The organism is Brevundimonas sp. M20, from assembly GCF_006547065.1.
GTDB lineage: Bacteria > Pseudomonadota > Alphaproteobacteria > Caulobacterales > Caulobacteraceae > Brevundimonas.
The window spans coordinates 2,876,555-2,889,982 of the sequence record NZ_CP041243.1 but is presented as its reverse complement, the minus strand read 5'-3'; the positions used below and the strand labels follow the sequence as shown (position 1 = coordinate 2,889,982).

The window sequence follows — 13,428 nt, the reverse complement described above, 5'->3', positions numbered from 1 at the left end:
TCGTGGCCCGCAAGGAACTCTCCGCCCTCAACGTCCATGACGCCGCCGCTCCGGCGCCGGTGGCGGCCGCGCGCCCCACGGGTTTGCGCGCCGAGAATCTGGCGCGCGCCTTCGGCCAGCGTCAGGTCGTCCGCGACGTCTCCCTGACGGTCCAGCGGGGCGAGGTCGCCGGCCTGCTCGGCCCCAACGGCGCGGGCAAGACCACCTGCTTCTACATGATCACCGGACTGATCCCGCCGGACACCGGCTCGATCTGGCTGGACGGCGAGGACATCACGGCCCAGCCGATGTACCAGCGCGCCCGCATGGGCATCGGCTATCTGGCGCAGGAAGCCTCCATCTTCCGCGGCATGACGGTCGAGCAGAACATCAAGGCGGTGGTCGAGCTGCACCACACCGGCCAGAAAGCCATCGCCGAGGAAACCAGCCGCCTGCTGGAAGAACTCCGCATCGACCACCTGCGGCAGGCCCCGGCCTCGGGCCTGTCAGGCGGCGAGCGTCGTCGCTGCGAAATCGCCCGCGCCCTCGCCGGCAAGCCCAGCTTCATGCTGTTGGACGAACCCTTCGCCGGCATCGACCCGCTGGCCATCGCCGATATCCGTCAGGTCATCCGCTATCTGGCGGGGCAGGGGATCGGCGTCCTGATCACCGACCACAATGTCCGCGAAACCCTCGAAATCATCGACCACGCCTCGATCATCTCGGGCGGCGCCGTCCTGTTCGAGGGCAAGGCCGAAGACGTCATCCGCGACCCCGAAGTCCGCCGGGTGTACCTGGGCGACATGTACGGCTGATGCCGGAAGGCTACGTCCTCGTCGAGCGCACGCCTGCCGTCGAGGACTATCTGCGTCTCCGCACCGTCGCGGGCATGGGGCGCAAGAGCGCGGAGGCCGCCGCCGCGGGCCTGCCGCACACCCTGTTTTCTGTCGTCATCGAGCATCAGGGCCGCGCCGTCGGCATGGGCCGCCTCGTCGGTGACGGCGCCCTCTTCCTTCAGGTCGTCGATATCGCGGTCGAGCCGGACCATCAGGGCCGGGGCCTCGGCAAGGCGATCATGGCCGCCCTCATGACCTGGACCGAGCGCCACGCCCTTCCGGGAACCTATGTCAGCCTGATCGCGGACGGCGAGGCCAAACGCCTCTACGCCCGGTACGGCTTCACCGAGACGGCTCCGAAGTCTGTCGGCATGGCCCGGCTGTTCCCGGTGGAGCGCGAGGCATGACCCACCGCATCTTCGCCATGCCCTTCGCCTCGGTCTATCCGGCCTATATCGCCAAGGCTGAAAGGAAGGGCCGCACCCGCGCCGAGGTCGACCAGGTCATCCTCTGGCTCACCGGCTACACCCAGCCGCAGCTCGACGCCCTGATCGCCGACAAGACCCCGTTCGAGGCCTTCTTCGGCGACGCCCCCGCCCTGAACCCGGCCCGTGAACTCATCACCGGAACCATCTGCGGCATCCGCGTCGAGGCCATGGAGCCCGGCCTGATGCAGGAAATCCGCTACCTCGACAAACTCATCGACGAACTGGCCCGGGGCAAGGCGATGGAGAAGGTGCTGCGCGCCTGACGACGGCGTGGTCGAAACCGTGACGTCCGGCGTCCGGCGCAGGAACTCTCCGCCGGATCAGAGGTTTACACGGCCCGTTGCGCTGTGAGGACCAGACCGATGACCCCCTATGCTGTCTTCATCCCGATTCAGCGCCGCACCCGCGACCATCGCGTCATCCAGTGGTGGGAGTGCGAGTTGACGGACGAACGGGGCTCGGTCCGTGATCCGCTGCACCCCTTCTTCTCGCTCGACGAGGCCCGCAACTGGGCCACGTCGCGGGGCTATGAGGTGCGTCAGGGATGAGCGTGACCGCGATGCATCGGGCCCCTGACAGCCTGACCCTCACCGCTCGCGATTTCGCCTGCCCGAGTATAATGCTGGCCGGTGCGGTCGACTATGCCATGTACGACCGCTTCCGCGACCGGTTGGCGGCCGCGCCGCCGACCGGTCTGGTCGTCACCGAACTGTCCACCTTGGGTGGCGATCCCGAGGTCGCCCGCATGATGGGCGAGGATATCCGCTTCCACAGCGAGGACCGCCCCGAGCGCCGCTTCGTCTTCCTCGGCAAGGCCGCCATCTACTCCGCCGGCGCCACCTTCATGAGTTTTTTCGCGCGCGAAAACCGCTATCTGACCCGCGGCACGCGGGTGATGATCCACGAGCGCAAGATGGACAAGACGCTTCAGGTGGCCGGCCCCCTGACCGCCTGCCTCGCCCCGGTGAAGGCCATGCTGCATGAGCTGGAACACTCCATCGCCATCCAGAACGAAGGCTTCGAAAATCTGATCCGCGGCTCCGACATCACCATGGAAGAAGTGCTGAAACGCGCATCCGACGACTGGTATCTCGAAGCTGGCGAGGCGCAGGCGCGCGGTCTGGTGCAGGCGGTGATCTGAGCGGAAGCCTTCCCGGCGTTTCTGCGCTAGGAACGCCGCCCACCGCCGGGAGCCGCCGCCATGAGTTCAGACACCGCCCCCACCGTCGGTATCGATTTCGGGACCACCAACACCGTCGTCGCCATCGCGAGCGCCGACGGCGAGGCGACGGTCCTGCGCTTCGACGCCCCCACCGGTCAGGTCACCGCCTTCCGCTCGACCCTCAGCTTCCAGATCCGGCAGTCGACCGGCGGCCAACCGCCCCAGCGCATCGTCGAGGCCGGGCCCTGGGCCATCGAGGCCTGGGTCGAGGACGCGCTCGACACCCGCTTCATCCAGTCGTTCAAGACCTTCGCCGCCAACGCCGCCTTCACCGACACGGTCATCGACAACCGGCGCTACAGGTTCGAGGACCTGCTCAGCGCCTTCCTGCTGCGTCTGCGCGCCCATGGCGGTGAGGGCATGGCCGATCTTCCGGCGCGGGTCATCGTCGGACGGCCCGTCACCTTCGCCGGGGGTTCGCCGAACGAACAGCTGGCGCTCAGCCGCTATGAGACCGCCTTCGCCCGGCTCGGCTTCACCGACATCCGCTACGCCTATGAGCCCATCGGCGCGGCCTTCTTCTTCGCCCGCACGCTTCAGGCCGACGCCAATGTTCTCGTCGCCGACTTCGGCGGCGGCACCAGCGACTTCTCCGTCGTCCGGTTCGAGCGCGGCCCCGACGGCCTGCGCTCCACCCCGCTCGCCCGGTCAGGCGTCGGCGTCGCGGGCGACGCCTTCGACTACCGGATCATCGACCATCTGGTGTCGCCCGAGCTGGGCAAGGGCGGCGAGTACCGCACCTTCGGCAAGACCCTGCCCATCCCCCAGCGCTACTACGCCGCCTTCGCCCGCTGGGATCAGCTGGCCCTGTTCCGCGCGTCAAAGGACATGCGCGATCTCCGTGATCTGGCCCGCACCGCGCTGGAGCCTGACAAGCTCGATCGCATGATCGAGGTTCTGGACGACAACCACGGCTACGCCCTGTACCGCGCCGTCGCCGACCTGAAGATGGCCCTGTCCAGTCAGGAGGAAGCCGACTTCAGCTTCATCGCGGGTTCCATCCGCATCGAGAAGCCGGTCACCCGCGCCCGGTTCGAAAGCTGGATCGCCCCCGACCTCGCCGCCATCGAGGCCGCCGTGGACGAGGCCGTGCAGCGCTCGGGCCTGCGCCCCGATCAGATCGACCGCGTCTTCCTGACCGGAGGCACCTCCTTCGTCCCCGCCGTCCGCGACATCTTCCACCGCCGCTTCGGCGCCGACCGCATCGAGACCGGCGGCGAGTTCGAGTCCATCGCCTCGGGCCTGGCCCTGATTGGCCGCGAGGCGGATCTGGATGTGTGGAGCGAGCGGCTCAACGGCGATCCGACGGCGTCCTGACCGACCTCAGCCCCCGCCTTTTCGAGGCAACCTGTGATTGCTACGCTCGACCGATTCCGGCGCGTTGCGCCGGTTCTCCGGGGGAGGGGCCATGTCAAAGTCGTTGGGCGTTCCCCGACCTGATCCGGCATCGGGCCTGGCTCCGCTGTGAGTCTTCTTGTGTCCGGCGCCCTCGTGGTCGCCCTGGCTCTCGCGTCGCCTCCGTCGCCCCAGACCGCGCCGCCCCGTCCTCCCGTCACCGAGCTTGAGGATGTCCTCGTCCTCGGCGCCCAGGGGCGGGCCGAGGTCGCGGCCGAGGTCGAGATCGGCCCCGCCGAGATCGATGCGCTCAATCTCTGGAGCATCGGCGAACTCGCGACGCGGCTTTCGGAATTCTACGCCGATCCGGAGCCGCCGGTCATCATCATCAACGGGCGGCGGGTGGCCGATCCCGGCCTCTATTTCAGCCTGCCGCCCGACGCCCTGCGGTCCGCCGAGGTTCTCCCTCCGGGATCAGCCGGCGCCTTCGGCGGTCCCGTCTCCGGGCGAGCGATAAATCTGGTCCTCGCCCAGCGGTTCGGCAGTCTCGACGGCGAACTCAGGGCGCATCGGCCGAGCGCCGGCGGTCTGACCGGCGTGGCCCTGTCCGGGCGCGCCAATCGCCTCGCGGGACTGGAGATCACCGCGCTGACGCTCGGGGCCACGCGCACGACGGCCCTCTTCGGCGACGAACGGCCCGGCGTCATGGACGGGCGGCCGGATGCGGGCGCCGCCACGCTGACGCCCGCCTCGCGGTCCTACACCGCCCAGTTCGCGCTCGGCCGCTCCCTCGGCGACTGGAACCTCAGCCTGAACGCGAACGCCAGACAGAACGAAAGCCGCTCCACCATCGTCGTGGAGGGCGGACCGGTGGATCAGGCCTCCACCAACCGGATCGTCGGCGCCGTCACGGGACTGTCGGGCCGCGCCCTTGACTGGGATGTCAGCGCGTCGCTCCGGGCCCAAACCACCGAGGCGCGTCGCGAGGGGCTGTCCAGCACCACCAGCGAGGGGCGGCTGTTTGATCTCAGCCTCAACGCCAGCCGAAGCTTCCCCCTGACGCCCGCCGGGCCGGCGACCGTCAGCCTGGAGGCTGGCGGCAATCACAGCACGTCCGAGACCCGCGGCGACGTCGTGCGCGATCTCGAGGCGGAGACCCGCTCCTGGTCGGCGCGGCTCTCGATCCCCCTGCTCGGGGGACCCGCGCCGGTGCTCGGCGGGCCGGTCGCGCCGCGCGGACGGCCCGGGGGGCTGGATCTCGCCCTCGCGGTTGGTCGCCAGACGGGCAGGGCTGGGCAGGGCGACAATCTTCATCTGGGTCTGACCGGTCGCTTCGGGCCTGGTGTGCGGGTGAACGCATCCTGGACCCGCACCACGGCGGCGCCGGGCGAAGCGGACCGCTTCGCCCCGGCCTACGACGGCCCCTCCACCCTCGTTTATGACTTCCGGAACGGCCGGACCGAGCAGGTCTTCACGATCGAGGGCGGCGCCCCCGATCTTCGAGCCAGCGTCACGGACGCCACGCTGCTCGGGGCGTCGATCGGGCCGATGACCGCCCTGCGGTTTTCCATGGGCGCCAGTCTGGGCGCGCGCCGTGGCCGCGACGGCATCGTGCGCGATCTCGCGGCGACGCCCGAGAACGAGGCCCTGTTCCCCGAGCGTTTCCTGCGGTCGGATGACGGGCGCCTGCTGGCGGTCGACCGCCGTCCCCTGAACCTCGCAGGCTTCCGGGACGCTTCGCTCGATCTGACCGCCGCCGTCACCCTTCCCGAGGGCCCGATTCTGCCGGCTCCGGTTCAACTCCGGCTGCGTCACAGTCAGCGGCTGGAGGACCGGTTCTCCATAATTCCCGGTTCGCCCGAGCTTGATCGTCTGGCCGGCGACAGCGGCGGCGCGCCCGGCGCATCGTCACAGCTTGAGCTCACCTCGGCCCGGGGGCGATGGACGATGAACCTCACCGGACGGCGGCAGGGCGCCTATCGGGTGCGTCGCATCGCCGGGCGCGATGGCGAAGGCGACATTCTCTATGCGCCATGGGCCTCGCTGGACCTCAGGCTCGGGTTCACCCTGTCCGGTCGCGGGGGCGGCGGCGACGGCGATGATCAGCGCCGACAGAGCCCCGGCGCCCGCATCGAGCTTCAGATCGACAATCTGTTGGATGGCCGCAGGCAGGCCCGGCTAGCTGACGGGTCACCGCCCTCCGGCTGGAATGCAGATCGGAATGATCCGGTTGGCCGGACCCTTCGCCTGCGTCTGTCCCAGCGTTTCTAGACGCCCCGGAAGGCGGCGCGCGCCTGCCTCTCTCTCTGGCTCCGGCGCCCCGATCCTGCTATTCAACGCTGGCGTGCGTCGATCATGCAACCCGAAGCTTGACTTCGGGTTGTTGCCTCATACTCTCGGTAGTGGTTTTTCATTGGGGGACTACCAGAATGATACTGACTGCCATGGCCATGACGGCCGCGCTTTGCTGCCAGGACTACCAACAGGAGGTGGGGCTCGAGGATGAGTCCCAGCAGCCCTACACCGAAGGCGGCGTCCTGCCTTTCGATGATCAGGCGACCTACGTCGTCGACCCGACGCCGGTCGAGCCGGATCCCCTGTTCACCATCCGCCCGGGCACGCCGGGCACCGGCCGGTCGGTCGGCGGTGGGCGTTCCACCTATACCCTGACGGGCTCGGCCCGGATCACCGTCCGTATTCCGTTTGTCGGTTCGCGCACCGCCATTCTCGGGCCGGGCACCTCTTTCACGGGTGTTGACCGCAACCGGAACAACATCCCTGATGAACTCGAACGCACCGAAATCGACATCGGCCCTCTTTAGGAATGATTCAAAATGAGCGCTTTGGGTAACCCTCGCAGCATGGGGTTGATCGGTCTCTCCCTTCTTCTGGGGGGAGCGCTCGCCTTCCTCGGCCTCCGAACCCTGTTCCTCGATCACTGGATCGCGGTCTTCATGTTCGGTGCGACCGGCTGGATCACAGCGGCCGTCTACGGCCTGATCGGGATCATTCTGGCGGGGGCGGCTCTGGTCCTCGCGTCCTTTTTCGTGAAGCGGCGCTCTCTATCCTGACGAAGAGGCGGGGCCCCGGCCCCGCCTCTTTCTGTTTTCGGCCCAGGGCGTTCGGCGCAGGGACTCCCATACGTCCGTTTTTGACGCACCGGCATGTCATCCTCCTCTCCGACAGGAGGATCGCCCGTGCTGACAGACGCCCCACACCCCAACCCCCACGCCCTTGAGGCCCCGCGCGGCTACGACCCGCGCTCGGACGACACATGGGCGCTCGCCCGTCGGGACTATATCAACGGGGATTCCGGTACGCAGGTCTGTGACCGCTATGGCCTGAGCCTGTCCACCTTCAATGATCGCGCCCGGCGCGAGGGCTGGCGCCGGTGCGATCAGCCGGAGCCGGCGCCTGTTCCCGATGACGACCCGGAGGCGGACGAACCCGTCGACTGCGCCGCGCTGGCCGAAGACGCGCTGGTCCGGGTGCGGCGGGCGCTGCGGCTGGGCCGGGCCGGTGAGGCGGCGTCGTGGATGCGGCTGCATGAGAAGCTGCAGGCCCGGCTTGAGGCCGGCGAGGCGCGTGAAAGGCGGCGTGAGCGGGTGGCGCGGGAGCAGGGAACGGAAGGGGCGATCGCGCGGACCCTGGCGTCCCTGCGGAACCAGCAAACCATCATCCGGGGCGCGGCCTCGACGCATCTCGGTCTGACGCGGGCGTTCAGGTCGGGCCGGCTGGTCCGGGAGGATTATCATGAGCTGTGCGAGCTGAATGACGAAGTGGTCGCCGGGGTGCGCGGGACCTTCCCGCCGTCTCCGGCTCCGGCCTCCGATCCGGCCCCCGATCCGGCCCCTGATCCGGCCTGTTCGCACCCGGATTTTTCCCCCGCGCCCGATCCCTGAAAACGTCGCCCTGCCGGACCCGGCAGAGCTTTCCATCGACGACGTTTCAGGGGCGTTCAAACCCTTCAAGGGTCGTTAACCGGTTCGGCGACATGGTCGCCGAAGCAAGTTCCGGGCCACTTCGGCCGGGGCAGGGGAAAATCGCGTGCTCGGACAAAGGCTCGAGATCAGACAGGGGCAGGGGCTGGTCATCACGCCCCAGCTGCAGCAGGCGATCAAGCTGCTGCAACTGTCGAACCTTGAGCTGGAGGCCTTCGTCGAGGCCGAGCTGGAAAAGAACCCCCTGCTGCAACGCGAGGACGGCGAGCCGGGCGAGGCGAACGACGCCACGCCCGAGCGGATCGAGGTCGCCGACCGCGCCGAGATGAGCTTCGAGGACGGCCGCGCCGCCGACGCGGGCGACGCCGTCGATGCGCGCGGGGGCGATGTCTATGGCGACGCCGCGCCGGGCGAGCGCGGGGCGGATCGCACCGATGACGGCCAGCCCGGTCTGACCGACTGGTCCCGCGCCGGGTCCGGCGGCGGCCTGCCGGACGGCGAGGGTCGTGAACAGCCCGACACCCGCGACGCCACGCTGTGGGAGCATCTGCAGGCCCAGGCCTCGCAGGCCGGCTTCTCGCCCGCCGACCACGGCATCGCCCTGACCCTGATCGACATGGTCGATGAGGGCGGCTACCTGCGCGGCGATCTGGCCGAGGTCTCCGAACGTCTGGGCGTCGACGCCGGCCGCATCGAGCGGGTGCTGGCGGTCTGTCAGGGGTTCGAGCCGACCGGCGTCATGGCCCGCTCGGTGCCCGAGTGCCTCAAGCTGCAACTGGTCGAACGCAATCGCTTCGATCCGGCCATGGAGTGCCTGCTCGACAACCTCGACCTGCTGGCGAAGCGGGACCTGACCGGCCTGCGCAAGCTGTGCGGCGTCGACGCCGAGGACATGGTCGAGATGATCGCCGAGCTGAAGGCCCTGACGCCGCGCCCCGGCGCGGGCTTCGGCGGTGAACCGGCCCAGACCGTCATCCCCGACGTCCACGTCCGCGCCGACCCGGCGGGCGGCTGGAAGGTGGAGCTGAACGCCGACACCTTGCCGCGCCTGATCATGGACAAGCGCTATCACGGGGTGGTGGCGGGCGCGGCGCGGACCGAGGTCGACAAGACCTTCGTCGCCGACTGCGCGGCCCAGGCGTCATGGCTGGTCAAGTCGCTGGACCAGCGGGCCAGGACCATCCTGAAGGTCGCGTCCGAAATCGTGCGCCAGCAGGACGCCTTCCTGGCCTTCGGCGTCGAGTTCCTGCGCCCCCTGAATCTGAAGACCGTCGCCGACGCCATCGGGATGCACGAGTCGACGGTCAGCCGCGTGACCTCGAACAAATACGTCTCGACGCCCCGGGGCGTGTTCGAGTTGAAGTTCTTCTTCACCGCCGCCATCCAGTCCTCCGACGGCGGCGCGCTCCATTCGGCTGAAGCCGTCCGTCACCGGATCAAGTCGATGATCGACGGCGAGGGCCGCGACGGCGACGTCCTGTCTGATGACCGCATCGTCGAACTGCTCAGCGAGGCCGGCATCGACATCGCCCGCCGCACGGTCGCGAAGTACCGCGAGGCGCTCCGCATCCCGTCCTCGGTCGAGCGCAAACGGATGCTCAAGGCGGGCTGAAATGCCCTGAACGCAAGGCTGTTCTTTCTTTGTTCTTGCGTTGCGCGCCAGGATCGGGCTATACTTCCTTTCGAAAATTGGCGGGCGCGAAGCGCAGGGTCGCGTCGGGTCGAGAAGGCGGAGCCTTCTGACCGCGACCCCCAAAAAAGAGATGCGTCAAATCGCGCAAGCGTGACTGTCGATTTCGTTGTTCTCCGTTGACACCAAAATGGATCGGTCGCGTTCTATCGGCATGCAAGTCCAGGTCAGCGGCAAGCACGTAGATGTCGGCGAAGCGTTAGGCTCGCGCATCTCCCAGGAACTCGAAGACGGGATCGGAAAATATTTCGAACGCGGTGCTCAGGATGCTGAGGTCGTGGTGTCGAAAGACGGTCACGGCTTCAAGGTGGACTGTTGGGTTCGCCTTGCGTCGGGACAGGCTATCGTCACCACCGGGCTCGGCGGCGACGCCCACGGCGCCTTCTCCGACTCGCTCGACAAGCTCGAGAAGCGGGTGCGCCGCTACAAGCGTCGCCTGAAGGATCACCACATCGGGCCCAAGCGTCTCTCCCCGGAGAAGACCGAGGACGCCGCCCGCGAGGTCGCTCGCAGCATCGTCCTGCGCAATCCGGACGAGGTCGAGGACGAAACCTTCGGCGACGCGGGCGAGGCGGACGGTCCGCCTCCGGTGGGCATGGTCATCGCGGAGAACGAGACCGAGATCCGCACCATCACCGTCGGCCGCGCGGTCGCCGAGCTCGACATGACCGGCTATCCGGTCGTCGTCTTCCGCAACGCGGCCCACGGCGGCATCTCGGTGGTCTATCGCCGCCCTGACGGCAACGTCGGCTGGATCGACCCGGACCGGAAAGGTGTTTCACTCGCCGCACACGGTTCGGTAAACGGTCATACGTCATAGTGCTTCCCACAAGGGGGCGGGTGTTCTAAAGGGCGCCCGCCCACCCGGGATGATCGAGTAGAGTCGGGGTTTCAATGGACATCGGTGATTTGCTGGCGGACGGCGGCGTCGTCCTGCGCAGCGGCGCGTCATCCAAGCGGCAGGCTCTCCACACGGTGGCGGACGCCGCCGCCCAGGCTCTCGGCCTGCCGGAGGGACGCGTGCTGGAAGCTCTGCTGGAGCGCGAGGCCTTGGGCTCGACCGGGCTGGGCTCGGGCGTGGCCGTGCCCCATGCCCGTCTGGAGGGCGTCCGCCGCGTGACGGGCGTTTTCGTGCGTCTGGATACGCCCGTGGCCTACGGCTCGGTGGACGACCGTCCGGTCGATCTGCTGTTCGCCCTGTTCGCTCCGCCCAGCGACGGCGCCGAGCACCTGCGGGCCCTGGCGGCGGTCTCGCGCGCCCTGCGCTCGTCCGGGATGCGGGAGCAACTGCGTCAGGCCCGAACCGCCGACGCCATCCACGCCCTCTTCGTCAGCGACCGCGCCCCCGCGACAGCCGCCTGACGGCGGCATCATCTCTCTTGAAGGGCGCTAACGCCACCCGCGCGGCGGGTGGCTGCTTGAGCGCTGGCCTGCCTTCAGCGTCGCGCCGATCTCGCGCTCAAGCAGGGAGCGCCCGCGGCGCGAGCGATAGCGCTCTTGGGATGCGTCAGTGAACCGAGACGGGCTCCAGCTCGTGCGCCACGGCGGTGGCGAAGGCGGTCTCGCGGTCAGTCATGATGGCCAGCCGCTCACCGTCGGCGCCGTGCACGGCATAGAGGGTGGCGTCGGGGTCGACAGAAAGGCCCTGCATGGCCGTCATCGGCGCATCGGCCAGCACGTCGGCGGCGCGGATCTGGCGCACATAGACCAGGTCCGGCGCCCCCAGATGGGCGAAGTCCTGTCGGGTCATCTTCTGTTCCGGCGTCATGTGACCGCCTCCTTACGCTCTACTAACGCCACGGGGGCGTATGGGTTCGGCCCCGAATTCGGCGGCCGGTGAATCGACGGCTCTCAGCCCGTCGTGATGGGGATGCGACGGATCGTCTGGACGTCATCCGGACGGCTCATGTCGACGTGCAGCAGGCCGTGTTCGAGGGTCGCCGCATCGACCTCCAGGCCGTCCGCCAGCACGAAGCTGCGGACGAAGCCGCGCCCGGCGATGCCGCGATGCAGAAAGGCCTGCGGGTCCTTGCCCGCGTCCTCGCGCTTGCCGGCGATAGTCAGTTGGCGGCCTTCAAGGGTGATGGCCAGGTCGTCGGGGCCGAAGCCGGCCACCGCGAGGGTGATCCGGACGGCCTGCTCGCCGCGCTGCTCGACGTTATAGGGCGGATAGCTGTCCGCCGCCGCCCGCTGCGCCCGGTCGATCAGGGCCCGGGTGTGGTCGAAGCCCAGCAGGAAGGGGCTGTCGAACAGGATGGTGCGTGTCGTCATATGGTCTCGAGCCCCCGAAGCAGGCGTTGAATCAGGCCTCCCGGAATGGCGAGACCTGAACACCGATTAGATGGGGCCTGCGCGCTCCGGCGACAAGTCACAGAAGTTTCGCGACCCCCGTTCGGAAACCGCTGACACGGGCCGCATCCTTGGGTAGCGTATGGTGACGCTCAAGCGTCGGGGGAGCTATCCATGCGTGCATTTATTCCGTTCGCGGCGGTCATCGCCGTGTCCGTTCCATACGCCGCCATGGCGCAGGAGGGCGTCGTCTCCGGAACGGGGACCGCGCCGGTCACCCGCGACGCCAACGCCACCCGCGCGAATGCCGAAGCGGCGGCCCGCCAGGATCTGGTGCGGAACATGGCCCGTCAGGTGCTGGGCGCCGAACGGCTGGGCGAGGTGACGCCCGAGATCACGGCCCGTCTGGCCAATCAGCTTCGACCCGAGATGTTTGAGCCCTGGTCCTATGAACGGGTGGGACAGGAGTACCGCGCGACGGCGTCGGCCCGCATCGACCGGGCGTGGTTCCAGGCGCGTCTGGATGACGAAGGCGTGGTCTCTTCCAGCACGCAGGCCGGGGGGCAGAATGCGCGGGTTCTGATCATGCTGGACGAGGCGGTCGGGCCGTCGCGCGACACCAACCAGCCGATCGAGGTGACGACCGAGTATGACCGGTTCCGGGGCGCGACCTTCAGCGATACCTCGAGCCTCAGCTACTCGGACCGCGAGGCGGCGGCGTCGACGTCGCAGCGGACCGGCGCCTATGCCAACTGGTACGGCGCCGGGGCCGCCCGCAGGACGGACGCCGACGCCTATGCGCGGTCGACCCGTCTGGAAGACCGCAACAATGTTCAGGCCGCCGCGGTCGACGCCACCCGGTATCGCCAGCGTGTCGTCTATCAGGCGACCGCGACCACGCGGGTGGGGCAGGCGGCGGTCGCGGCCCTCACCGGGGAGCTGCTGCGTCACGATGTGGCGACGGCGAACGGGATGAACGCCCTGGCTCAGTTCGCGCCGGGTGCGCCGCCCCTGTTCACCGAGCTGCGCGACAGTGGTCAGCTGACGGCCTTCCTCGCCGACGCCTACCGCACCAGCCGGGCGCCCTTCTTCATGGGCGGGCAACTGAGCATTCAGGACAACGGCCGCAGCCCGAACACCGGGCAGGCCACCTGCACCGGCCAACTGTATGCCCAGGCCTTCGCCACCAGCACCTCGCAGGACATCGCCGCGACCAGCAAGTCGGGCGAGGACGCCGCCTCAAGCTACGAGTTGTGCGCCGCCCGCCTGTCCGAGAACCTCGCCCGTCTGGCGGCGGAGGAGCTGGGCCCGCAGGTGCAGCGCTACTGGCGCAACCAATCCCGTGGTGTCGCCAACGCCGTCGCCGCCGCGCAGGGCCCGGTCGAGTACACGCTCGTCATTCGCGGCGCGGCGGACATGGGAACGCAGGCCGATGTGCTGGACGCTCTGCAGGGGCTGCCCGGGGTTCAGAGCCACGCCTTCCTCGGTCAGGAGGGCGGTCAGATGAACCTCCAGGTCCGCTATGAGGGGCCGATGCCGCTGAACCTCGCCCTGTATCAGCGGCTGCGGGGCAAACCGGCCTTCGCCAACGCCACCAGCGAGGTCGTGGGCCGTCAGGTCATCTTCTGCCTGCCCGGGGGTTGCTGAG

The 13,428-nt window shown here is 68.7% G+C and carries 16 protein-coding genes; 14 read left to right on the top strand and 2 right to left on the bottom strand.

Annotated features, from left to right (window positions below; all coding sequences use genetic code 11):
- Positions 1 to 2: 2 nt before the first annotated feature.
- The 13 genes from lptB (at position 3) to FKQ52_RS14180 (ending at position 10,853) form a co-directional block, all read left to right on the top strand.
- Positions 3 to 794 carry an LPS export ABC transporter ATP-binding protein gene (lptB, locus tag FKQ52_RS14240; RefSeq protein ID WP_141627795.1) on the top strand — a complete coding sequence of 264 codons (792 nt, stop codon included), beginning with the start codon at positions 3 to 5 and terminating at the stop codon, positions 792 to 794.
- On the top strand, positions 794 to 1,222 hold the full coding sequence (locus tag FKQ52_RS14235) for a GNAT family N-acetyltransferase (protein ID WP_141627794.1): 429 nt from the start codon (positions 794 to 796) through the stop codon (positions 1,220 to 1,222). The genes lptB and FKQ52_RS14235 overlap by 1 nt, the downstream gene beginning before the upstream one ends.
- Positions 1,219 to 1,566, top strand: coding sequence for a DUF2200 domain-containing protein (locus tag FKQ52_RS14230; protein WP_141627793.1), 348 nt, complete (start codon positions 1,219 to 1,221; stop codon positions 1,564 to 1,566). Before FKQ52_RS14235 ends, FKQ52_RS14230 begins: the two co-directional genes overlap by 4 nt.
- 99 nt (positions 1,567 to 1,665) lie before the next feature.
- Positions 1,666 to 1,851 (top strand): hypothetical protein, encoded by a 186-nt coding sequence (locus tag FKQ52_RS14225; protein ID WP_141627792.1) that lies wholly within the window; start codon positions 1,666 to 1,668, stop codon positions 1,849 to 1,851.
- Positions 1,848 to 2,444: a peptidase S14 gene (locus tag FKQ52_RS14220; RefSeq protein WP_240811663.1), complete on the top strand. Its 597-nt coding sequence runs from the start codon at positions 1,848 to 1,850 to the stop codon at positions 2,442 to 2,444. Before FKQ52_RS14225 ends, FKQ52_RS14220 begins: the two co-directional genes overlap by 4 nt.
- A 60-nt stretch (positions 2,445 to 2,504) precedes the next feature.
- Positions 2,505 to 3,842 (top strand): Hsp70 family protein, encoded by a 1,338-nt coding sequence (locus tag FKQ52_RS14215; RefSeq protein ID WP_141627791.1) that lies wholly within the window; start codon positions 2,505 to 2,507, stop codon positions 3,840 to 3,842.
- Between the two features lie 159 nt (positions 3,843 to 4,001).
- Complete coding sequence (locus tag FKQ52_RS14210; protein WP_168196870.1) at positions 4,002 to 6,131, top strand: hypothetical protein; 2,130 nt, start codon at positions 4,002 to 4,004, stop codon at positions 6,129 to 6,131.
- Positions 6,132 to 6,289: 158 nt separating this feature from the next.
- Positions 6,290 to 6,682 carry a hypothetical protein gene (locus tag FKQ52_RS14205; RefSeq protein ID WP_141627789.1) on the top strand — a complete coding sequence of 131 codons (393 nt, stop codon included), beginning with the start codon at positions 6,290 to 6,292 and terminating at the stop codon, positions 6,680 to 6,682.
- Between the two features lie 12 nt (positions 6,683 to 6,694).
- A complete protein-coding gene (locus FKQ52_RS14200) occupies positions 6,695 to 6,931 on the top strand; it encodes a hypothetical protein (protein WP_141627788.1) in 237 nt (78 codons plus the stop codon).
- A gap of 126 nt (positions 6,932 to 7,057) precedes the next feature.
- A complete protein-coding gene (locus FKQ52_RS14195) occupies positions 7,058 to 7,762 on the top strand; it encodes a hypothetical protein (RefSeq protein ID WP_141627787.1) in 705 nt (234 codons plus the stop codon).
- 145 nt (positions 7,763 to 7,907) lie between these two features.
- Complete coding sequence (gene rpoN, locus FKQ52_RS14190) at positions 7,908 to 9,413, top strand: RNA polymerase factor sigma-54 (RefSeq protein WP_141627786.1); 1,506 nt, start codon at positions 7,908 to 7,910, stop codon at positions 9,411 to 9,413.
- Between the two features lie 232 nt (positions 9,414 to 9,645).
- Positions 9,646 to 10,311: a ribosome hibernation-promoting factor, HPF/YfiA family gene (gene hpf / locus FKQ52_RS14185; RefSeq protein ID WP_141627785.1), complete on the top strand. Its 666-nt coding sequence runs from the start codon at positions 9,646 to 9,648 to the stop codon at positions 10,309 to 10,311.
- Positions 10,312 to 10,385: 74 nt separating this feature from the next.
- Positions 10,386 to 10,853, top strand: a complete 468-nt coding sequence (locus FKQ52_RS14180) for a PTS sugar transporter subunit IIA (RefSeq protein ID WP_141627784.1) — start codon at positions 10,386 to 10,388, stop codon at positions 10,851 to 10,853.
- Between the two features lie 145 nt (positions 10,854 to 10,998).
- Here the strand turns inward: FKQ52_RS14180 and FKQ52_RS14175 are convergent, their stop codons facing one another.
- Both FKQ52_RS14175 and FKQ52_RS14170 read right to left on the bottom strand, forming a co-directional pair.
- The gene (locus tag FKQ52_RS14175; RefSeq protein WP_141627783.1) at positions 10,999 to 11,259 is read right to left on the bottom strand and encodes a DUF1150 domain-containing protein; all 261 of its coding nucleotides are present in this window, start codon (positions 11,257 to 11,259) and stop codon (positions 10,999 to 11,001) included.
- Between the two features lie 83 nt (positions 11,260 to 11,342).
- Positions 11,343 to 11,762, bottom strand: a complete 420-nt coding sequence (locus FKQ52_RS14170; protein WP_141627782.1) for an Hsp20 family protein — start codon at positions 11,760 to 11,762, stop codon at positions 11,343 to 11,345.
- A gap of 192 nt (positions 11,763 to 11,954) precedes the next feature.
- Here FKQ52_RS14170 and FKQ52_RS14165 point away from each other — a divergent pair, with 192 nt between their 5' ends.
- A complete protein-coding gene (locus FKQ52_RS14165) occupies positions 11,955 to 13,427 on the top strand; it encodes a hypothetical protein (RefSeq protein ID WP_141627781.1) in 1,473 nt (490 codons plus the stop codon).
- Position 13,428: the final 1 nt, after the last annotated feature.

What these genes read in the sequence shown, in the direction of transcription:
- FKQ52_RS14235 (WP_141627794.1), top strand. Translation starts at nt 794, where the DNA reads ATGCCGGAAGGCTACGTCCTCGTCGAGCGCACGCCTGCCGTCGAGGAC.
- FKQ52_RS14230 (WP_141627793.1), top strand. Translation starts at nt 1,219, where the DNA reads ATGACCCACCGCATCTTCGCCATGCCCTTCGCCTCGGTCTATCCGGCC.
- FKQ52_RS14225 (WP_141627792.1), top strand. Translation starts at nt 1,666, where the DNA reads ATGACCCCCTATGCTGTCTTCATCCCGATTCAGCGCCGCACCCGCGAC.
- FKQ52_RS14220 (WP_240811663.1), top strand. Translation starts at nt 1,848, where the DNA reads ATGAGCGTGACCGCGATGCATCGGGCCCCTGACAGCCTGACCCTCACC.
- FKQ52_RS14215 (WP_141627791.1), top strand. Translation starts at nt 2,505, where the DNA reads ATGAGTTCAGACACCGCCCCCACCGTCGGTATCGATTTCGGGACCACC.
- FKQ52_RS14205 (WP_141627789.1), top strand. Translation starts at nt 6,290, where the DNA reads ATGATACTGACTGCCATGGCCATGACGGCCGCGCTTTGCTGCCAGGAC.
- FKQ52_RS14200 (WP_141627788.1), top strand. Translation starts at nt 6,695, where the DNA reads ATGAGCGCTTTGGGTAACCCTCGCAGCATGGGGTTGATCGGTCTCTCC.
- hpf (WP_141627785.1), top strand. Translation starts at nt 9,646, where the DNA reads ATGCAAGTCCAGGTCAGCGGCAAGCACGTAGATGTCGGCGAAGCGTTA.
- FKQ52_RS14180 (WP_141627784.1), top strand. Translation starts at nt 10,386, where the DNA reads ATGGACATCGGTGATTTGCTGGCGGACGGCGGCGTCGTCCTGCGCAGC.
- FKQ52_RS14175 (WP_141627783.1), bottom strand. Translation starts at nt 11,259, where the DNA reads ATGACGCCGGAACAGAAGATGACCCGACAGGACTTCGCCCATCTGGGG.
- FKQ52_RS14170 (WP_141627782.1), bottom strand. Translation starts at nt 11,762, where the DNA reads ATGACGACACGCACCATCCTGTTCGACAGCCCCTTCCTGCTGGGCTTC.
- FKQ52_RS14165 (WP_141627781.1), top strand. Translation starts at nt 11,955, where the DNA reads ATGCGTGCATTTATTCCGTTCGCGGCGGTCATCGCCGTGTCCGTTCCA.